Annotated in this window: 20 protein-coding genes; 14 read left to right on the top strand and 6 right to left on the bottom strand. The window is 67.1% G+C overall.

The window, feature by feature from the left end:
* The first annotated feature begins 197 nt into the window (after window positions 1-197).
* Window positions 198-905 (top strand): ParA family protein, encoded by a 708-nt coding sequence (locus tag ACFXKN_RS31620; RefSeq protein ID WP_379434491.1) that lies wholly within the window; start codon window positions 198-200, stop codon window positions 903-905.
* On the top strand, window positions 905-1,792 hold the full coding sequence (locus tag ACFXKN_RS31615; RefSeq protein WP_379434489.1) for a ParB/RepB/Spo0J family partition protein: 888 nt from the start codon (window positions 905-907) through the stop codon (window positions 1,790-1,792). Before ACFXKN_RS31620 ends, ACFXKN_RS31615 begins: the two co-directional genes overlap by 1 nt.
* 100 nt (window positions 1,793-1,892) lie before the next feature.
* Here ACFXKN_RS31615 and ACFXKN_RS31610 read toward each other — a convergent pair whose 3' ends face one another.
* The 4 genes from ACFXKN_RS31610 to ACFXKN_RS31595 form a co-directional block, all read right to left on the bottom strand.
* The gene (locus tag ACFXKN_RS31610) at window positions 1,893-3,041 is read right to left on the bottom strand and encodes a hypothetical protein (RefSeq protein ID WP_379434487.1); all 1,149 of its coding nucleotides are present in this window, start codon (window positions 3,039-3,041) and stop codon (window positions 1,893-1,895) included.
* Between the two features lie 813 nt (window positions 3,042-3,854).
* Entirely contained in the window at window positions 3,855-4,511 is a 657-nt protein-coding gene (locus ACFXKN_RS31605) for a histone deacetylase (RefSeq protein WP_379434485.1), read from the bottom strand.
* Window positions 4,512-4,559: 48 nt separating this feature from the next.
* Window positions 4,560-4,943 carry a hypothetical protein gene (locus ACFXKN_RS31600; RefSeq protein WP_379434483.1) on the bottom strand — a complete coding sequence of 128 codons (384 nt, stop codon included), beginning with the start codon at window positions 4,941-4,943 and terminating at the stop codon, window positions 4,560-4,562.
* Window positions 4,943-5,785, bottom strand: a complete 843-nt coding sequence (locus tag ACFXKN_RS31595; RefSeq protein WP_379434481.1) for a GntR family transcriptional regulator — start codon at window positions 5,783-5,785, stop codon at window positions 4,943-4,945. Before ACFXKN_RS31595 ends, ACFXKN_RS31600 begins: the two co-directional genes overlap by 1 nt.
* 106 nt (window positions 5,786-5,891) lie before the next feature.
* Here ACFXKN_RS31595 and ACFXKN_RS31590 point away from each other — a divergent pair, with 106 nt between their 5' ends.
* The 10 genes from ACFXKN_RS31590 to ACFXKN_RS31545 all read left to right on the top strand — a co-directional run bounded on the left by ACFXKN_RS31590 (window position 5,892) and on the right by ACFXKN_RS31545 (window position 15,755).
* A complete protein-coding gene (locus ACFXKN_RS31590) occupies window positions 5,892-6,215 on the top strand; it encodes a hypothetical protein (protein WP_379434479.1) in 324 nt (107 codons plus the stop codon).
* Window positions 6,215-6,523: a hypothetical protein gene (locus ACFXKN_RS31585; RefSeq protein ID WP_379434477.1), complete on the top strand. Its 309-nt coding sequence runs from the start codon at window positions 6,215-6,217 to the stop codon at window positions 6,521-6,523. Before ACFXKN_RS31590 ends, ACFXKN_RS31585 begins: the two co-directional genes overlap by 1 nt.
* Entirely contained in the window at window positions 6,520-6,741 is a 222-nt protein-coding gene (locus tag ACFXKN_RS31580; RefSeq protein WP_379434475.1) for a hypothetical protein, read from the top strand. Before ACFXKN_RS31585 ends, ACFXKN_RS31580 begins: the two co-directional genes overlap by 4 nt.
* Window positions 6,742-6,889: 148 nt before the next feature.
* A complete protein-coding gene (locus tag ACFXKN_RS31575; RefSeq protein WP_379434473.1) occupies window positions 6,890-7,198 on the top strand; it encodes a WhiB family transcriptional regulator in 309 nt (102 codons plus the stop codon).
* The gene (locus tag ACFXKN_RS31570) at window positions 7,198-7,446 is read left to right on the top strand and encodes a hypothetical protein (protein WP_379434471.1); all 249 of its coding nucleotides are present in this window, start codon (window positions 7,198-7,200) and stop codon (window positions 7,444-7,446) included. The genes ACFXKN_RS31575 and ACFXKN_RS31570 overlap by 1 nt, the downstream gene beginning before the upstream one ends.
* Window positions 7,446-9,386 (top strand): type IV secretory system conjugative DNA transfer family protein, encoded by a 1,941-nt coding sequence (locus tag ACFXKN_RS31565; protein WP_379434469.1) that lies wholly within the window; start codon window positions 7,446-7,448, stop codon window positions 9,384-9,386. The genes ACFXKN_RS31570 and ACFXKN_RS31565 overlap by 1 nt, the downstream gene beginning before the upstream one ends.
* On the top strand, window positions 9,383-10,081 hold the full coding sequence (locus ACFXKN_RS31560; protein WP_379434467.1) for a DUF4913 domain-containing protein: 699 nt from the start codon (window positions 9,383-9,385) through the stop codon (window positions 10,079-10,081). The genes ACFXKN_RS31565 and ACFXKN_RS31560 overlap by 4 nt, the downstream gene beginning before the upstream one ends.
* Window positions 10,078-13,014 (top strand): toprim domain-containing protein, encoded by a 2,937-nt coding sequence (locus tag ACFXKN_RS31555; RefSeq protein WP_379434465.1) that lies wholly within the window; start codon window positions 10,078-10,080, stop codon window positions 13,012-13,014. The genes ACFXKN_RS31560 and ACFXKN_RS31555 overlap by 4 nt, the downstream gene beginning before the upstream one ends.
* 18 nt (window positions 13,015-13,032) lie before the next feature.
* Window positions 13,033-15,450 (top strand): RRQRL motif-containing zinc-binding protein, encoded by a 2,418-nt coding sequence (locus ACFXKN_RS31550; RefSeq protein WP_379434463.1) that lies wholly within the window; start codon window positions 13,033-13,035, stop codon window positions 15,448-15,450.
* Window positions 15,447-15,755, top strand: coding sequence for a hypothetical protein (locus ACFXKN_RS31545; RefSeq protein ID WP_379434461.1), 309 nt, complete (start codon window positions 15,447-15,449; stop codon window positions 15,753-15,755). Before ACFXKN_RS31550 ends, ACFXKN_RS31545 begins: the two co-directional genes overlap by 4 nt.
* 70 nt (window positions 15,756-15,825) lie before the next feature.
* Here the strand turns inward: ACFXKN_RS31545 and ACFXKN_RS31540 are convergent, their stop codons facing one another.
* Both ACFXKN_RS31540 and ACFXKN_RS31535 read right to left on the bottom strand, forming a co-directional pair.
* Window positions 15,826-16,164, bottom strand: coding sequence for a hypothetical protein (locus ACFXKN_RS31540; RefSeq protein ID WP_379434459.1), 339 nt, complete (start codon window positions 16,162-16,164; stop codon window positions 15,826-15,828).
* 100 nt (window positions 16,165-16,264) lie between these two features.
* Window positions 16,265-16,561 carry a hypothetical protein gene (locus ACFXKN_RS31535; RefSeq protein WP_379434457.1) on the bottom strand — a complete coding sequence of 99 codons (297 nt, stop codon included), beginning with the start codon at window positions 16,559-16,561 and terminating at the stop codon, window positions 16,265-16,267.
* Between the two features lie 169 nt (window positions 16,562-16,730).
* On the opposite strand from ACFXKN_RS31535, the gene ACFXKN_RS31530 reads away from it, so the two are divergent.
* Together ACFXKN_RS31530 and ACFXKN_RS31525 are read left to right on the top strand one after the other, a co-directional pair.
* The gene (locus ACFXKN_RS31530) at window positions 16,731-17,108 is read left to right on the top strand and encodes a hypothetical protein (RefSeq protein WP_379434456.1); all 378 of its coding nucleotides are present in this window, start codon (window positions 16,731-16,733) and stop codon (window positions 17,106-17,108) included.
* A gap of 172 nt (window positions 17,109-17,280) precedes the next feature.
* A complete protein-coding gene (locus ACFXKN_RS31525) occupies window positions 17,281-17,868 on the top strand; it encodes a hypothetical protein (RefSeq protein WP_379434454.1) in 588 nt (195 codons plus the stop codon).
* Window positions 17,869-17,871: the final 3 nt, after the last annotated feature.

Here is a 17,871-nt window from a genome sequence, read left to right as displayed (position 1 = left end):
ATACGTTTTCAAATCGTTTTTCTGATACGTTTTAACGAAACAAAACGATTTGGTTCTTTGGCGACACCCGTTCGTGTGCCCCGTCGCACCGATCGGCACGAGGCGCGTTTCGACGAGAACTGGCCGGGTGGCGGTCTTATGCTGCGAAGCATCCGAGTAGCCCGGGGACGCCGGGTGAAGCCGCGGAGGAGAACTGAATGGCGTACGTGCATGTCCTGCTGAACCAGAAAGGCGGGGTCGGGAAGTCGACCCTGGCCGTGAACCTGGCAGCGGTGACCTCCGAAGTCGCAGCGCGTCCCGGAGCTGAGGACGACCCAGCCGATGTGGCTGCGGTATCGATCGACCCACAGGGATCGGCGGTGTGGTGGGGCTCGCGGGTCAAGAACCTGCCGTTCCACGTCGTACAAGCCCATGAGGACCTCGACGGGCTGCGCCGACTGCGCGATCTCCCCGGCATCAATCACGTCTTCGTCGACACCCCCGGGTGGATCGACATGGCACCGGCCGGCGACAAGAGCGACCCGCTCGGCGAAGGCCCAGCCGCGGACGCATTACGCGCGGTATTGGACTGTGCAGACCATGTGGTCGTGCCCATCACGCCGGAACCGCTGAGCTTCGACCCGACTGTCCGGACGATCCGCAAGGTCGTCATCCCACGCGGCCTCAAGTACACAGTCGTGCTCAACAACTGGGACCCTCGGGATGGTGAGGCCGAGCGCGACGAGACCCTCGAGTTCATGGCGCGCAACGAGTGGTCGAGCGCCCGGACCGTGGTTCGCCGATACAAAGTTCACTCGCGGGCCGCTGCCAACGGGCAGGTCGTCACCGAGTACGCCAGTTCCGGAACGGCTATGCGTGCTCGTGAGGACTTCTTCAAGCTCGCTTTCGAATTGCGGGTGTCGTGATGGCTCGGGGCGGAACACGCATCAACCTCGCCGACCTGACCGAGGCGACAGGCGACCACTCCCCCGTCGACGGCAAAGAGGCGGCCCAGCGGCGGCGGGCGACGCCACCGACATCGGCGCCACTGGCCGATCTGGTCGCGAATCCGCGCAATCCGCGCATCGATCTCGGCGACCTGACCGAGCTTGCCTCGATCGCCGAGATCCAGCTACAGCCCGCGCTGGTCATCACCCGCGCTGCGTACCTACAGCTCTACCCCGAAGACCAGACCGACATCGGCAGCGCCCGGTGGATCGTCGTGAACGGGTGTCGCCGCCTCGCGGCCGCACAGCAGTACGGGTGCGCCGAGCTGGAATTCGTCATCAAGGACGCGGTCGCTGCCAGCCGGGCGACGCTGCTGGCTGTGTCGATCGCTGAGAATGTCGACCGGCAGAACTTCGACGTGCTCGAGGAGGCCCGCGCGGTCGATGCTCTGGTGACCGAGTGCGGATCCGCCGCCGCGGCCGCCGAGCAGCTCAAAAGGTCGAAGGGCTGGGTGTCCCAACGGCGTGCGCTGCTTGAGCTCGCGCCGGAGCTGCAGGACGCGTTGAGGCGCGGCGATCTCGCGGTGCGGGTAGCTCGCAGCCTCGCTCGAGTCCCTCGCGAGGAGCAGGTCGACCGTTGGCTCGCCACCAACTCCCCCGACGCCGACAAGCCTGAGCAACCGCCGAAGGTTCCTGCGCCGGCCTCGGTCCCTCAAGTCACCAAGGCGCTCAAGAAATTCGGTGCTGGGCCGGAGACCCTGGCCGCCGCACTGACCGGCTACCTCGACCAAGGCCAGCTCGGCGAGCTTGTTGCGGCGCTCAACGTGATGCTCGTCGAGCAGGCAATCCGCACCCGGACCGACTGACCGAACCGTTTACCGCGGTAAACGCTCGGTTCTCGTCCGCATGACCACGCTCGCGACCGGGGTTTCTTCGGTGGCGGCCGCGCGGTCGCGTGTGCCTGCGCTAGCTGCCTTCCTGACGCTCGTCGCGGAGGCGTCGCCAGTGTCCTCGGTGGTCGAATCGCTCACCGGCGTCGCGCCGCTGCGCTGCGGCGTCCGCGATCGCACGGGATTCTGCCAGCGCTGCCCGGCGGCCGTCACCGGCGAGAGCGGCCTCGCGGGTCGAAGCTCGCTTGGTGGCCGCCGCGGCCTTGGCTGCGGAGACTGCTGCGTCGACGGCGTGATCGATTGTGGCCTGGGCCTGAGCTTCTTGGAGCGCGGCGATCGAGCGCAGAACGTGGGGCGGGTACGGCAGGTCCACGGCTGCCAGCATCGCGCGCACGTAGGCCAAGGGCCAGTGTGGGTCGGCGCCGGGGTGAATCGACTCGTTGAGATCTTCTGGCGTCCAACCGTTCTCGGCTGCTGGCGCCAGAGCGTGCGCCCATGCGTCTGCGGTGTATCGCCGTGCCCATACCGGAGTTCGGGCGTCTCCGAGCCACCTGAGTGCCAGCACAAGCGCCTCCTGAGGCGGCCTCGGCTTCGCTTCGCGCCGCCCGCTCTTGTCGATGCTGCGCGAAGCGCGATTTCCACAGCTTTTGCCTACGTAAGACCCATCTAATCTCTCGGCTGCGGGGAAAACCCGGCCCCTTTCAGGATGGGTAGCCATGTTTGTTTGACCTGGGCGAATGCTGTCCCCACCGTTATCCACAGGCCCGGCGGCGCGTGGTGGGTGAAGCGACCACACCGACGCCCACCCACGCGCACGGTCACCGACGCGCCAGCTGGCCATCCGCTCGATCCGCGTGCGCTGGCGGCCGCGCATGACCTCGGTGGCGACGCCCATGAGCAGCATCGCCAGGCGCACCCGTGTCACGGTGGTCAACGACAGACTGGTCCGCTCGGCGAGCTGGGAGTTGCTCAGAAAGCACCCGCGCCCGGTGTTGCGGTCCACGACGGCCGCCATCACCTCCACGACCTTCATAAACGGCCCCTTGGCGACGCCCCCTCCGGTCGTGCCACCGCGACGCTTGACCAGGATCGGGCGCACGCCCCGGTATCGACGGTCGTACGCGGCGGCCGCGGCCTGGAGATAGGTCGCGCGATCGAACCAGCACGCCACTGCACCGACGCTGTCTTCGTCGTTGTTGCGGGGATCGAGCCGGACCCGGCACACGCGGCGGCAGGCAGCTTCTTTGCCGCCCCACGCTGCGACCAGGCCGGGGTGCAGGTTGGTGCACTGGTGCCCGCGAACGTGGCCACGGCGGATCGTCGGCGGGCATTTGATGTGCCCACGACGCCGGTTGGTGGGGCTGGATCCGCGGTAGCGATCGGTGATCGCGGACTCGATCAGCGCTAGCCATTTGTCGGCGTCGTCGAGTGTGGGGAGTGGGGCGGGGTAGTCGTGTTTGTGCTGATCAGGATACGTACACGCACGTTCTGTGCTGTCAAGAGCGTGTCCACACACAAATGTGTGCGGACGTGCGTTATCCTGAGACCTGTCGTGCAAGACGCGGCCTCTCATTTGAGGGGCGAGACATAAGCCCCTGGCCTGCCTGCCGGGGGTTTCTCGCTTTTTTGAGTTGTGAGTGCAGGCTCAGAGGCCTGTGGTCAGTCGCCTATCGCGGTTCTCCTTCATAATCGTGTGTACGCGCTGCATCATCGTGCTGGGAAGCAGTCGCTCCCAGCACGTTTCACACAGCTGGTGTGCTAGCTAGCCAACGAAAGCTGTCCCGGGGGCACATCGCCTTCGCGGGGTGCGCCGGGGTAGGGATCCAGACCGAGCAGCTGTCGCAGCGCGATTTCGTAGATCGCGCGCCTGTTCAGCCCAGAGTCCTCGACTGCGGCGTCAATCGCCTCGATAACCTCGAGGGACAACTTCAGTCCGACTGGTTTTGCTGGCGGAAGCGTCACTGGTCTAGCCATGCGATTAGATCTATACGTTCTCGGCGAGGTTTGCGCGCCGACACGCCGCTTCGACTGAAGCAATCTATTCGGCCCCACCGAATTCCAGCGCCCGCACTACGAGTTCGGCCAGTTCGCCAGGAGCCCACTCGCCTCGTACACCGGGACGTACTGCCAGGTAGTCACGGATTTCCGGCGCCGACCACTTGTGAGATTCGTGGAGCCCTGTACTGATCATCTCAAGGTATCGAGTTGAGGGGCACCGCAATTCGACGGTGTGGACATCCCACGGCGAAGTGAAGGTCAGCACCGGAATCCCTTCGAGCTCGTCTGCGAGCACGAGCGTTTCGTACCGCCCCGGCCCTAGCTGACATCGGCCGGTCATGAGGACCTCGGTGAGGTCGATGTCCGCGCCGGGTTCCCGATACATCTCCTGGGTGAGCAGGTCCGAGAACTGGCTGGTGGTAAGCAGATAGCCGTGCATCGCAGCGTTGTCCGGCCAGTCGGGTCGTTGGTGGTCGGGCGCGTAGAAGCCGACACCACCGGTCCACACTGGGCTCTCCCAGGCGAAGTAGATGGTGCCGGGCAGGGTGAGCGCCTGGGTCTTCAAAGGTGGTGTCTTGTCGCGGAATCCGGGGTAGGTGTGCCCGGTGCCGGGCGGCGTTCCCCCCTCGATGTAGTACGCCAGCCGTCTGGAGTGCAAGTTGGAGCCGTAGGCGGCGTACCAGACGTAGTCCGGCATGGAAGTCCTTTCATCGAGGGTCGACGTCGAGGGGGAGACGCGATCGAGCTAGCTGGTCGGCCCAGTTCCTGTGCTGGCATGTGACCCGTTGTTCAGCACGCGAGCGGCCTGTTCGAGCGCGGTGTTCCAGTCGGTCGGCAGCTCCGGATCGCGCATGGCGGTGACGAGTTCGGCGGCGCGGTCCCAGATCGCGGCCGCCCCGTCGCTCTTGCTGCTGACCCCGACGCCCGTGCCGCTGATGGTGCGGTAGTACATCCCGCCGTCCTGCCGGATGCCGCGGGATTCGTTGTTCAGCGCGCGAGCTGCCTGTTCGAGGCCGGTGTTCCAGTCGGTCGACAGCTCCGGATCGCGCATGGCCGTGACGAGTTCGGCGGCGCGGTCCCAGATCGCGGCCGCGCCGGTGGGGTCGTATCGGTCGGGCTCAGTAGTCATCAGGAGTTCCTCTCAGCGGGTTTGTTGGCTCCGTTGGTGGCGGGCCGGTGCTCGGGGACGTAGAGGTCGTACTTGAGCCGCAGCGCGTCTCCGGAGAAGACGCTGAGCAGCACACGCACACGGCGCCCGCTTGCGTCGACGCCGACGCGAGCGTGCTGGCCGACCGGGGTGCCGGGCTGCTGCTCGAGCAGTTCCGCCTCGTCAGGCTCAGGCATGCGGACGGTGATCTCGTCGGAGAACTGGACCTGGCGGAAGCCGAGCGCGCGGTAGATGCCGCCGGGGTAGACGACGTTGCTTTCTTCGCGGAGCGGGGCGACGCCGTCGATCGTCATGTCCGCGATGTCGAGCGGTGTCCACGTGTCAGCGATCATCGCGAGCTGTTCGGGCACTTGAGGTTTCGTGACGTAGCGCAGCCGCCGACGGCGCAGCAGCAGGGTGCCGGGCTTGCACTGTAGGTAGCGGGCCACCTGCGCTGTAGCGGGCAGTTCGGCGACGCCGGCGACGACCTGGCGGGTCTGCCAGCCGTCGGCGTGTGCGTCGGCTTCCCACTGGTCGACCCGGTTGACCGGGTCGTCGGTGTACGCGCCGAGCTCGAACTTCGTGAGATGCCACGTGATGAGGTCGCGGCTGCGGACAGTGCGGCCGATACCGGCTGTCGCGGCGCTGACCAGTCCTTCCTGCTCGAGGCGGCGGAATGCCTCGCGGATCGTCGGCCTGCTGAACCCGTGCTGGTCGATGAGGTCGACCTCGGTCGGGGTCTTGTCGCCTGGCTGCATCTTGCCGCTGACGATCTGCTCGCGGAGCTCGTCGTAGACGATCTTCCATCTTGGTCGCGTGCTCATGCTCTCCATCATCTCCGTAAGTACGGACAAGACAAGCTATTGCCATGTCCCGACTTCGTCATTACGATCATTACCAACATATCAGTAATGACGAATGGGAATCTAGATGACGATCCATCGAGAGGGCCAGTGGCTGATCGCCACTCGCACCGAGCACGTCGCCTTCGAGTACGAGCAGGGGATGTGGAAGCTGTCGCTGCTTCCGCAGCAGCTGGTCACGGTCCCGCAGGCGCTCGCCGGGCTCGCGATCGCCGAGATCGTCGACCAGTGGGGCCCGCTGCTGTGGGAGGACAACCCCAACGTCGACATGGTGTGGCGCCTGATCGCGATGCACGCCGAGACCCTTCGTCTGGACGCCCTCGACGCGGTGCTGCGGGTGCTGCAGCTGGAGTGGCCGATGACCGCCGCTGAGCGCGAGGCGTGGTCCTGATGAACATCCCGACCACTTGGAGCCGCGATATCTGGCGGCGCGCAGCGACTCCCGCGATCCCTGCGGTGCAGGTCGTCGACGGCCGCATGACCTCGGAAGTGACCGAGCATCGCGCCGTGTACGTCGGTGATAACGAGTGGGTTGTCGACTTCTTGCCTGGGCGCACGCTCACCCAGGCGCAGGCCAAGGCAGCGATGCAGATCGCGGTCGCACCTGCCCAGCTCGAAGTGCAGCGTTGGGCCGCTGCGATCGGCATGACTTCGGCTGAGGCGCTCGGATACGTACAGCTGTCCGAGGTTTCGTCATGAGCCGCCCGACATTCCGCACCTACGACGTGATCATCCCGATGGGGACCGGTTCGCCGGTCGGGCCGATGTTCGCCCTGTTCGGGCTGTTCGTAGCCGCAGCACTGTTCGTGATGGCGCTGGTCTGCTTCGCGTTCCCCTCGACCGATTACCCCTCGGTCGATGTGACGCCCGGTGCGGTCCCGACGAGCGCCGTGGCCCCGACTGGGGGTGCGCGGTGATCCGCTTCGTATTCGGGCTGCTTATCGCCGTGGCGCTGTTCGTGATGGTGCTGGTTTGCGTCGCGTTCCCGTCAGCCGATTACCCATCAGTTGACGTGACGCCCGGTGCGGTCCCGACGAGCGCCGTGGCCCCGACTGGGGGTGTGCGGTGATCCACATTCAGCTCCAGAACATCAGCCCTGATCAGTGGCCGGACCGGGCATGTTCGACCGTGCCGACGCAGGTGTTCTTCCCCGGAAGCATCCCCGGCGCCGATCTGCAGGCGAAGGCGATCTGCGCGGGCTGCCCGCGGTTGCGTGCCTGCGCGGACTGGGCCCTTACAGCGGGTTTGACCTTCGGAGTGGTCGCGGCGGTGCGGATGCCCAACGAAGGCGGCGGCCGCCGTGTGGCGCTCGCCGAGCTGGCCCAGATCGCCGCGACCGGGCAGCTGCCCGGTGTGGGTGAGGCGGCGGCCTGATGTCGTACGAGACCTGCTCCGGACCAGTTCTTTTCGAGCTTCACCGCGACAACGACCCGACCGGCTTCAGCGGCACGGGGGTCGTCGCGGACGGCGTGATCTGGCCCGACGGCACGGTCTCGATGCGCTGGCGGGGCCAGGTGCGCACCACGGTGCAGGCGTCGTGTCTGACCGACATCCAGACCATTCACGGCCATGACGGCGCGACCCGCGTCGTAGTGGCCAGCGATTCGGAAGGGGTCCGGTGATGGACCGCAGTATCAAGGCCCCCAGCGGTGGGTCCGACGACGACAACGGGATGAAGTCGCTGATCGCGGTCGGTGCCGGTTTCGGGCTGATCGAGGGAGCGGGCGCGAGCCTGCGGATCGGTGAAGCCCTCTACGGCGGGCCCGATCAGGACATCACCCTGCACCCGCTGCACCTCACGATCGAGCTGATGAGCGGCCAGGTCCAGTGGACCACCGCCGCCACAGGTGGTGCGGTCACCCTGGTCGCCGGCCTGGCCGCGACCGCGTTGGGTTCAGCCTGGGCATGGGGCCGGTTGTGCGAGAAGTGCGCCGACCTCAAGGCCGGACGCAAACGCCCCAAGACCAAGCGCAAGAACAAGGAAACTGTCGACGCCCGCGCCAGGTACATGGCCCGTGGCAAAGAGCTGCTTCCGTTGAGCCGCAAGGCGATGGCGACGATGGCAGCCACCCTCGGTGTGGTCCTGGCCAGCGGTGACGCCCCCGGGGTGCTGATCGGGCGTGCGGTGATCGACGACACCGAGCTCTACGGCTCCTACGAGGACCTGCACCTCGACATCTGGGGCCCACGCCAGGGTAAGTCCACCTCCCGGGTCATCCCGGCCATCCTCGAGGCGATCGGGCCGGTCGTGGCCACGAGCAACAAGCGCGACGTGGTCGATGCGACCCGCGCGTTGCGTGAGCAGCGCACCGGCGGTCGTTCCTGGGTGTTCGACCCCCAGAACATCGCGGGGGAGGAGTCGAGCTGGTACTGGGATCCCACGGAATGGATCTGGGGAACCGAAGACGGCGAGGGTGCGGAGGTTCGCGCCGCCGAGCTGGCCGGGATCTTCGCCGCGACCGGCGAGTTCGGCTCCGGTGACCCGTTCTTCGAGCCGGAAGGCAAAGACCTTCTCGCGGGGTTGTTCTTGGCGGCCGCGGTCGATCAGCGCCCGATCACCGACGCCTACCGGTGGGTGACGACCCCCAACGACGAGACACCGCTGCGGATCCTCGATGCGGCGTCAGGCCGTTTCGAGTCGTTCTTCACCGGCCTGTCCGCGCACTACTCCACTGCGGGAGATGAGCAGCGCGCCGGTGTGTTCGGCACGGCCAAGAAGATGGCCCAGGCGTTGAAGTTCTCCCACGTTCGTCGGTGGGTGACCCCTCCCGGACCCAACGACGCACCGCGTACCGCGTTCTACGCCGACGAGTTCGTGACCTCGAAAGACACCCTGTTCCTGCTCTCGGGTGAGTCCGAGGGCAACGCGGGCCCGCTGGTCACCGCGCTGGCGGCCGCGGTCGCGGACGCGGGAGCGGTGGAGGGCAACCGGCACGCCGGTGGTCGCCTGCCGGTTCCGATGCTGCTGGTGCTCGACGAGGCCGCCAACATCGTCAAGTGGCCGTCGTTGCCGAAGCAGTACTCGCACTTCGGTTCTCGCGGAATGGTCGTGATGACGATTCTGCAGTCGTGGGCCCAGGGTGTGCGCTGCTGGGGCGAAGAGGGCATGAAGGCGCTGTGGTCGGCGGCCAACATCAAGGTCTTGGGCAGCGGGCTCGATGACGCCAGCTTCTTGCGTGACCGCTCGGAGTTGATCGGCGACCACTACGAGCAGGTCTCCTCGACATCCAAGAGCCAGGGCGGGCACAAGTCGGTGTCGACCTCGCGGATCACCGAGCGGACCATGACCGGCTCGGATCTGACCTCGCTGCCGCGTGGGCGCGCGGTGGTGTTCACCTCCGGTCGAGCTGCGGTGCTGATCAAGACCGTGCCCTGGACCGAGCGTGACTACGCCCCCGAGGTCCGCGACGCGATCAAGGCCGCCGAAAAGGCTGCCAACGCCAAGATTTCGGACTCGAACAAGACCCGTAAACGCCGTCGAGTGACCGGTTCCGCGCCGTTACGTGTGGTCGGTCGCGGTGACGGCACCGAGGACACCTACCAGGAAGGCCGTTCCGCATGACGACCGAGAACATGACCGAGATGCTCAATGCCGCCCTGCAACGCGCGGTCGACAGCGAGCTCGATGTGCTGGCCAAGTCCATGGCCAAAGAGGCACTCACCGAGATGCTCACCGACGAGGCCCGCGCGGAGATGGCCGAAGCCGCGCGCCACCAGGTCGAGATCGCGTTGAACCCCCCGGCCGCCACCGAGGACGACGAGGCAGGCGAGGATGCGGCGGCCGAGCCTGCGCCGCCGAAGACCCACTACGCCAACGTCGTCGACTTCGTCGAGAACTACGTGGCGGTGACCTACCGTCGCGATGCCACCGCCCACAACGGCAAGTTGCGGTGGTGCCCGCAGTGGTGGCGCCACGGCGAGGTCAAGAGCCGCTTCGCCGCGCTGTGGATGGCGTTCGAGAAGCTGCGGTTGGGCAAAGGCCTGGAGCAGTCGCAGTTCTGGCTGCAGCACTTCGATCCGATGATGGCGCGGATCTTCGACGGCGAGGGCCCGTTCAAGCACTGCTCGACGCGCGATGGACACCAGCCGCTCTACGGGGTGCTGCCCACCGTTCCCGCCGACTCGCGTGTCGCTGACGCTCGCACGATCCCCGGTGTCAGTGATGACGGGTGGACGGAGATGCCCGGGTCGAAGATCTTGGTGCCCAACAACTTCGACCCTGACCGCAAACCGCGTGAAGTAGTGCCGTTCATATGAGCGCCGCGCCCACCCCGAAGCAAGGCCCGCGTAGCTGGGTCACCATCACCACTGCTCTGGAAAAGAAGATGGGGCCAGGGCGCCGGGCCGGAACGTGGACACAGTTCTGCTGCCCGGTCCATGAGAACGACGGTCGACGTCATCGCCCGTCGCTGGCGGTCAAGCACCTCGACGACATGGCCAAGACCAAGGTGAAGTGCTACGCCGGCTGCACCGACGAGCAGGTCCTCGAGAAGCTCGACCTGGACGTCAAAGACCTCTACGACCGGCCCGCCGCGCCGGGGCGCCGGGTCGGCAAACCTGCGGTGAAGCCCGCCCCTGTGGTGTCGCGGGCCGAGCAGGCGCTCGAAGCAGCAGACCTACCGGCGATGTCGCACAAGCCGGAGCTGGGACGTCAGAAGTCGAGCTGGCGGATGGTCGAGGCCTACGAGTACGCCCGCGCGGACGGAACTATCGCCGGTGTCGTGCAGCGCCGCGAGGCCGCGTTCGAGGGCGGGCGCGGCAAGGAATTCAGCCAGCGGGCCTGGAATGCCGAGACCGGCCGGTGGGAGCACCACGGCTTCGACCGGATCCCGTTCCGGTTGCCCCAGGTCCGTGAAGCCATCGACGACGCCGACCGCGTGATCTATGTCTGCGAGGGCGAAAAGGATGTCCACGCCGCTGAATCCGCCGGTCTGACCGCGACGACCAACGTCGGCGGGGCGCTGTCGTGGACCCCTGAGCACGCCCAACACCTGGCCGGGGTGCACACCGTGGTGATCGTCGTCGACCACGACGGCCCCGGTTACCGCCGCGCCGAGAAGGTCATGGACAGCCTCACCGGTATCGCGCAACGGGTCCGCGTGGTCGGTGCCGCGACCGGCAAGGACATGCACGACCACCTGCAATGCGGTCACGAGATCGCTGACCTGGTCCCGATTGCGGGCCTGGACCCTTTCACCCCGATTCCCGCACCCGCCACCGAGGCCACCGCCTCACCCACTTTGGGAGGAACCCCCGATATGCCCGATTACCTGCTGATGCCCTCTGGTGAGGCCCCCGTGCAGCACTCGGACGAACTCGGCGACATGGGCAGGCACTGGGGACAGTTCGTGCAGATGCTGTTCGCCAAGGTGATGGCCGCCGCCCTGGCCGCCGCCGAGCGCCGCAGACAAGACATCGAACGCGAAGCTGCCCGCAGTGCCGAGCACGAACGTGCCGAGAAGCACCGCCAGGAGATCCAGCGCAAGGCGATCGAGGCGAAGCTGAAGAAGGCGTTCGACTCCGGTCTGGACAATGTCGGACGCGAACAGCTCGCCGCGCTGATCAAGGACGCGGCCACGGTCTCGGCCGAGTCACCGCTTGCCCAGGACGGGTTGGCGCGCATGGCCGCCCACGTCAAGACCCGCTACGGGCTCACGATCGACCTCGCGACCGGGCAGGTGTCCCCGACCGAGCAGGTCGCCGCGGCACCGGAGTTGGCGGCCGCGCTCAAGGCCGCCGAGGGTGAGCGCGCCGATGGTGCCCGGGTGAAGACGGCCCAGGAGCGGATGGTCGAGATGATCGCCCGTCAGCCAAACCTGTCGGAGGAAACCAAGACCGAGATCTATGCCGCTGTCGAGGCGTGGCGGCTCAACCCGGGCGCTACCCAGCTCGACGCCCTGACCAAGAAGTTGGCTGGTGCCAAGGTCGAACAGCCTGTGCGCCATCAGATCCGCCTCGTTGCTGCTTACCTCGGACAGCCGGGTTCGGTGGAGGCGCTTTCGGGCGCGACGACCTTCGAGACGGCGATGGCGACGCGGGAGATGCGGCGCCTGCCTCCGCTCGTCGATGCTGGGGAAGAGGCCAAGGCGCGCATCGATGGGCTGCTGGTCCGGTACCAAGACGCCTTGCGCGCCGGCGGGCCGACCGACGGGATCCGGGAGCGTCTGGCCGGTGAGGTCTCGGTGTTGACCCCTGAGGATCAGAAGATCGCGCGGGCGCGTGGTGTCGCGATCCGCGATAACCCGGACGTGAGGCTCAAGCCGTTGTGGCCCAACCACGTCGATCGCGCTGAGCTGGCTGACACCGTGCAGATGTATGCGGTCCTCTCGGCCCAGGCCGAACGGATCACCGCCGAGGGTGGGTCGTTGGAAGCGGTCGCCGATGACGGTGTCGTCAAGCGTGCCGCGGCCAACAAGAAGAAGATCACCGACGTTCTCGCCCACGGCGAGGGTTTGCACCCGCTGGAGAAAGACCAGCTGTGTGCGGTGCTGGTCGACATTCATGCGGGCAAGACGAAGGTGCCCGCGTTGATGTTCGTTGATGACCGTTCCGCCGCGCACGCCGATCACACCCGTGCGCAGGTCTACGCCTCCGATAACGCGCGGGTGACTCGCCGCAAGGTCGAACGGGTCCTGGAATCTTCCGCCGCTCCGGAAGGGACGGTGCGCCGGGCCCGCAACCAGGTCTCCGCTGTCGTCGATGCCCATGTGCAGTTGGGTTCGGGGCGGATCTCGCTGACCGAGCACGAGCAGTCCCTGCGCCTGGAAAAGCTCGATGTGCACCTGTCCGGTCTCGGTGTGCCCGAGGCGTTGCGTAACCAGGTCCGAGGCGTGTTCGAGGCCTCGCGCGAGGAAGCCGCGATCGACGGCAAGCAGGCCCGCCGGATCGCCGATGTGTGGGGTGGGCGCGAGGACGGGATCGCCAAGCAGCGGATGCCGACCAAAGTGCAGCACTCCTACGACCCGCACGAGCGCGCCGCAGCGATGAAACGCGGGTTGCAGCAGGTCGGGCTCAGCGCCGACGAAATCCTGCAGCAGGTCGCCGCGGAGTCCGGGCGCGAACCCGCCCCCGCCGAAGCGGCTGCCCAGCCCACCCAGCGTGGCGGGGCAGGGGGAATGCGGTCCAACGCCTATGGCGTGCATCCCGAGCAGGACAACGGGCAGAGCAAGGGTCGCGGCCGCGGCCGCTGACCAACGGGTGACCTGATCATGTCCGACCAGCACGACACCCGCGACAGCTACGAGTGGAAGACCGCTCCTGCCTATCTGATGACCCGCCGTCAGCTTCGGGCGGCGGGTCTTCGCCCCAACGGCGCGGACCCGGTCGCGGTGACGGTGCGCCAGCGCCGCGGCCGCCGCCTGGTCGCCAACCTCTACGACTCCCGCCTCGCCCCGCCGAAACGGTTCGCGACCCCTGCCCAGCTGGTCGCGGTCGCGAAAGCGGTTCGCGCGCATCAACTCGCCGCCGCCCTGCGCCGCGGCGTCACCGAACAACAGCTCACCACCGCCGGAGATCCCGGCGCCGCCTGGACCACCACCGTGGTCACCGAGGAAGGAAATCCCATGTCCGACAACCGGATCGCCACCACCGAAGAAGTCGAAGAGTTGACGGCTCTGCAGCACGCCAACTACCTGCGTGAACAGCTCATCCAAGCCGAGAAGGACGCCGCGACACCCGGGCTGTTCGTCGGCCAGGTCGACGGGGCGCCGGTACGCGCTGTCGGCCCGGCCGAGGGTGTCGGCTGGGTCGTGGACTACGCGCGCCGCGAACTGCATACCCACCTGGTCGCGTCGCGTCCGCTGCTGGGTGAGCACCCGGAGTGGAAGCCACGCTACGACGAGATCGACGATGCGTCGGTTGTCTCGACCAAGGTCAAGCCGGTCGGGCATGCCCAGCGCACCGCGCACCTGCACGCGATTGTGGCGTTGAACCAGTCCCGGTACCGGCGTGAGCGCCGTACCCGTGAGCAGGAGATCGCTGTGGGGGAGGGCACGGCGTCGGTCGAAGAGCTCGCCGAGCTGCTGGCCGAGCAAGCCGCGGCCGCGAAAGAGCGGTTGTCCCAGCCGATCCCGTGGGCCAACCGCGACCAGGTCGCGCTGAGGCTGACCGACGCGTTGGAGTGGCGGCAGGAGCTGGAGGTGGCCAGCGATCAGGTCACCAAGCTGGTCGGCTCCTACGCCCACGACTGGGGTGTGCGCATCGATGCGGACAAGGGCACTGTCCGCATCGACCCCGCCCATGACGCCGCCGAACGGCAGGCCTTCGACGAAGCGGCGGTGTTGTGGGACCGGGAATCAGCGGTGATCGACATCGTCTCGGCCTCCGGTCTGGACGCCGAGGTCAAAGGCCCGGTGATGGAAGCGATTCACCGCTGGCGTGGTCCGGGTGTCGATTACCGCGATCCGCAAGGCCACGCCGCTGACCAAGCCCAGCGACGTGAGCAGTTGCGGGCCGAGCTCGCCGAGTTGCCGCTCCCGGCCGACGCCCGCGCCTACCTGGACGTGACGGTCGACTACCTGCGCGGCGACGTCACCGACGTGGATCTGCTGAACACACCGGTCTCGGTCGACCCCGGCGAGGAAGCGCGCGGGCGGATGGCCGAGCTGCTCGACCTCTACGCCGGCGGCAGCATCGCACCGCAGGAGATGGCCACCGAGATCGCGGTCATGACCCCGCAAGATCAGCAGCTCGTGCGCGAGATCGGCCGCAACATCCGCGATGGGAACAAACCGGATCTGGGGGTGTGGCCCGACTACGTCGACCGCGACAAGTTCACCGACTCGCTGCTCCGCTACCTCAACGACGCCGAAGCACAGCGGGCCGAAGCCGACTACATCGTCGACAACATCCACCCCGACCCGTCCGAGCTCGGTGTCAACGACGACATCGAGACCCGCCTGCACCGCATGGCCACCGCCCGAGACACCCTGCACGACACCATCACCCAGGGCCGTGGCCTGGCATCGACCGAACGCCACCAACTCACCGCGCTGCTCGCCGACATCGAGACCGGCCGTGTCCTGACCCGCGACCAGCTGCCCGAGTTGCTGTTCCTCGACGAACGCACCAAGTCCGAGGTCGACGCCCTGCGCGAGTCCGCCGTCATCGACGCGGCGGTGCCGAACCTGCCCAGCGAGGTGAGCAAGCGCGTCACCGCCGCCACCAACATCGACCCCGACAACCCTGTTCACAAGGTGATCACTACCGCCAGCGAGAAACTCGACGACACCGTCCGGACAGTCGCTCGGGGTGGGTCGAGTCGCACCGTCGAGCAGAGCCGTGAGCTGTTCCTCGCCCAGCGCAACGCCTTGGGCAAAGCGTTGGGCCGAGCCGGGGTCGACCGCGACACCATGGCCGAGATCCGCACCATGGTCGACACCAGCGCGAAAGCGGCCGCGCAGACTCGCACCACGATCACCGACCGGCGCGCGCAATGGCCGGTGCGGGTCGACAAGATCGTCACCGACCGCGACCAGGCCGCGACCCAGAACACCACCACGGCCGCCACCGGGCAGGCGCGGGCGTGCCGAACCCGCACCGACCGGGCGGCAGCGCCGAGTCCTGATCCGGTGCCTGCGCCAGTCCAGGAGACCGTGGTCGCGGCCAGTCGGGGGATGCGCCGGTGAGCGCGAGCACTGTCGAGCTGCATGTGATCGCACGCCTCGACGACGGTGATTGTGCCGCTGACCTTTTCGGCTGGGAGATCTTCTACAGCGCGGTCGATGGCAGCGAAACCGGGCGCGCGGTCACCGCGTTCTGGGAATCGGTCACCGCGACCGCCGGCGCCAAGGACGGGCTCATCGCCCTCGATGCCGCCCTGGCCGATGCGGGCTACCAACGCACCGCGCAGTGGCGCAAACACGTCACCGCCTCCGGGTGCGTGCGCTACTTCACCGACGCAGCCGCCCACATCCACGAAGAACTGCCCTGACCACCCGATACCTCACACAGAAGTAGGCCCAGCCGGAAGCTTTCCCGGCTGGGCCTACTTCTGTGTGAGGTCAGTTGGTGGCGAGCATCATCGCCAACAGCACGATAACCGCGATGATGAACACTGCCAGACGCAGTTGGTGGACCCACGGGGCTTCGCGGCCGATGCGCCTGGCTTCGCGGCGCCGGACTTTGGCCAGGACCCGGGCCGAGTCCGACATCGGCGGTTGCCGAAATCCCGGCAGGTCGCTGCGGATCGGGCACTCGATGCTGGTGTGGAACTGCTCGGGGCAGTGCCAGTTCGAGCACGGCCAACGCTTCTCGTAGCTGGTGGTGCCGTCAGGATCGGTGGTGACCAGGATCGCGCCGTGGATGTAGCGGTGCTGCCGGTACAGGAACGGTTTCTTCATGCCCACCTCCGCCGCGTTGTTGATCATTGTCGAGCGTGCGCAGGCAGTGTAGGTGCGAAATCGCCCGACCGGATAACACCTGTGAGCGCGGCCGGGGTGCTCACTGTCCGTTTTTGGGAACCTCGACGGCTGTCTCGTTCGGCTCCAACAGCAGCTTCTCGCGCGTCTCGTCGTCGACGGGAGTTCCCGCGACCAGGGCCACGCCAGCGGCCGTGGTGGTTTCGGCGAGCAGCGTAGTGCCGGGTTCGACCGAGTCGAGCAACTCGGTCGGCACCAGCACCGCGGTGCCGTCACGGGTGGAGGCTCCCTGCACGACGAGCAGGTCGGCGTCGGTGTCGTAGAGGGCGGCGAAACCACCGGCCGCGGTTCCGGTGCCGAGTAGACGCAGCATGGGCATGGGATCCTCCGGTGGTCGAGATGGTGGTCGGGTGGGCTGATCGTGCCAGGACGCCCCGTCAGCCTGATGCGCGCGGCGCCGGTTGCACCTGATCTGTCCCGAGCGAGCTTGTCGGACAACGCCTCCGGCGTAGGGTGAGACCAGCCACATCGATGACAGGGGGATCGAGATGAGCAGCTTGGAAGACCGGTACCGGGATCTGATCGCGGAGATGAAGCGGATCGGTTTCGACCCTGACCAGCAGCGGCTACACGAGATCGGCGAGGAGCTCGATGATCTCGACTACCGGTTGCGGGTCGATGTCGCCGCGGGGGAGCGCTACTACCGGCTGAACATGCTTAGCCGCGAGACCCACACCCTGCTCGGCGCGGCCACTGACCGCGATCAGATCGACCGCGCCGTCGCCGACGCCGCCCGTAAGCGCGAGGCCTACGACCGCGCTCACCCGACGATCCTGAGTCCGCAACCCAACGCTTTCACCCGCGCGCCGATCAATGCCTTCGACGGCCTCGAATCGCCGGGGCAGGGCTTCGAACGCGAGCGCTGATTACCCCGGGCTGCTGTCGAGCCCTCACCGCGATCTGTTCTGCACCCGCAAAGGCGGGATTGGGCTTCGCTTTTGCGTGTCGTACCTCATCAAGCGAGCGTCGACACGACCGTTGGTGTCGGTGCCCGCGCTCACACTGATGCTCCAATCCTTCTCAACCAGGAGCACCAATATGACTGAGACAAGCGGCTTTTCGGGGGCGTCAACGCCGTCGAGCGAAGAACTTCGCCAGCAGTCACTCCACCGGTACTCGATCTCGGCGCCGTCGAAGAGGGCGTTCTCGTTCGTCGCCGTCGCGGTGTTCGCCGCGGCCGCGTCGTTCGGGGTCGAGTGGGCGAGCCTGGCAGGCGCGTCGGGCTGGGAGGCTGCGGTGTGGCCGGTCGCGGTCACCGCGGTCAGTATCCAGGCTCTCTACTGCCGGGTGCACACGTCACCGGGCTGGTACCCGCGCTGGGCGCGGTGGCTGTTCGAGATCGTCGCCAGCGCCGGGATCGCGCTCGTCTTGATCGGCAACGGATTGCACATAGGTGGCTACCCGCACGCGCTCAACGACTCCACCTCGGTACTCGTCGCCTCGGTACCTGGTTGGTGCCTGATGCTGTCCATCATCGTGGCCGGAACCTTCATGTACGCGGGAAGCCCACCACCGCCCACTGCGGCACGGTGGATACAGATGCAGGCCCACAAGCCCGCCAACACCGAAAACCCGAAGGCGCCTGTCCGGCCCGGGTTTCCCGACCTGCCTGATCTGCTGGCCTGAGAC

The sequence above is a fragment of the Nocardia sp. NPDC059195 genome (assembly GCF_042754695.1).
Lineage (GTDB): Bacteria > Actinomycetota > Actinomycetes > Mycobacteriales > Mycobacteriaceae > Nocardia.
This window is presented reverse-complemented; position numbering and strand designations above follow the sequence as displayed.

Coding starts and splice junctions, on each gene's coding strand:
- ACFXKN_RS31620 (WP_379434491.1), top strand. CDS start 198: ATGGCGTACGTGCATGTCCTGCTGAACCAGAAAGGCGGGGTCGGGAAG.
- ACFXKN_RS31615 (WP_379434489.1), top strand. CDS start 905: ATGGCTCGGGGCGGAACACGCATCAACCTCGCCGACCTGACCGAGGCG.
- ACFXKN_RS31605 (WP_379434485.1), bottom strand. CDS start 4,511: ATGCCGGACTACGTCTGGTACGCCGCCTACGGCTCCAACTTGCACTCC.
- ACFXKN_RS31600 (WP_379434483.1), bottom strand. CDS start 4,943: ATGACTACTGAGCCCGACCGATACGACCCCACCGGCGCGGCCGCGATC.
- ACFXKN_RS31595 (WP_379434481.1), bottom strand. CDS start 5,785: ATGAGCACGCGACCAAGATGGAAGATCGTCTACGACGAGCTCCGCGAG.
- ACFXKN_RS31590 (WP_379434479.1), top strand. CDS start 5,892: ATGACGATCCATCGAGAGGGCCAGTGGCTGATCGCCACTCGCACCGAG.
- ACFXKN_RS31585 (WP_379434477.1), top strand. CDS start 6,215: ATGAACATCCCGACCACTTGGAGCCGCGATATCTGGCGGCGCGCAGCG.
- ACFXKN_RS31580 (WP_379434475.1), top strand. CDS start 6,520: ATGAGCCGCCCGACATTCCGCACCTACGACGTGATCATCCCGATGGGG.
- ACFXKN_RS31570 (WP_379434471.1), top strand. CDS start 7,198: ATGTCGTACGAGACCTGCTCCGGACCAGTTCTTTTCGAGCTTCACCGC.
- ACFXKN_RS31565 (WP_379434469.1), top strand. CDS start 7,446: ATGGACCGCAGTATCAAGGCCCCCAGCGGTGGGTCCGACGACGACAAC.
- ACFXKN_RS31560 (WP_379434467.1), top strand. CDS start 9,383: ATGACGACCGAGAACATGACCGAGATGCTCAATGCCGCCCTGCAACGC.
- ACFXKN_RS31555 (WP_379434465.1), top strand. CDS start 10,078: ATGAGCGCCGCGCCCACCCCGAAGCAAGGCCCGCGTAGCTGGGTCACC.
- ACFXKN_RS31550 (WP_379434463.1), top strand. CDS start 13,033: ATGTCCGACCAGCACGACACCCGCGACAGCTACGAGTGGAAGACCGCT.
- ACFXKN_RS31540 (WP_379434459.1), bottom strand. CDS start 16,164: ATGAAGAAACCGTTCCTGTACCGGCAGCACCGCTACATCCACGGCGCG.
- ACFXKN_RS31535 (WP_379434457.1), bottom strand. CDS start 16,561: ATGCCCATGCTGCGTCTACTCGGCACCGGAACCGCGGCCGGTGGTTTC.
- ACFXKN_RS31530 (WP_379434456.1), top strand. CDS start 16,731: ATGAGCAGCTTGGAAGACCGGTACCGGGATCTGATCGCGGAGATGAAG.
- ACFXKN_RS31525 (WP_379434454.1), top strand. CDS start 17,281: ATGACTGAGACAAGCGGCTTTTCGGGGGCGTCAACGCCGTCGAGCGAA.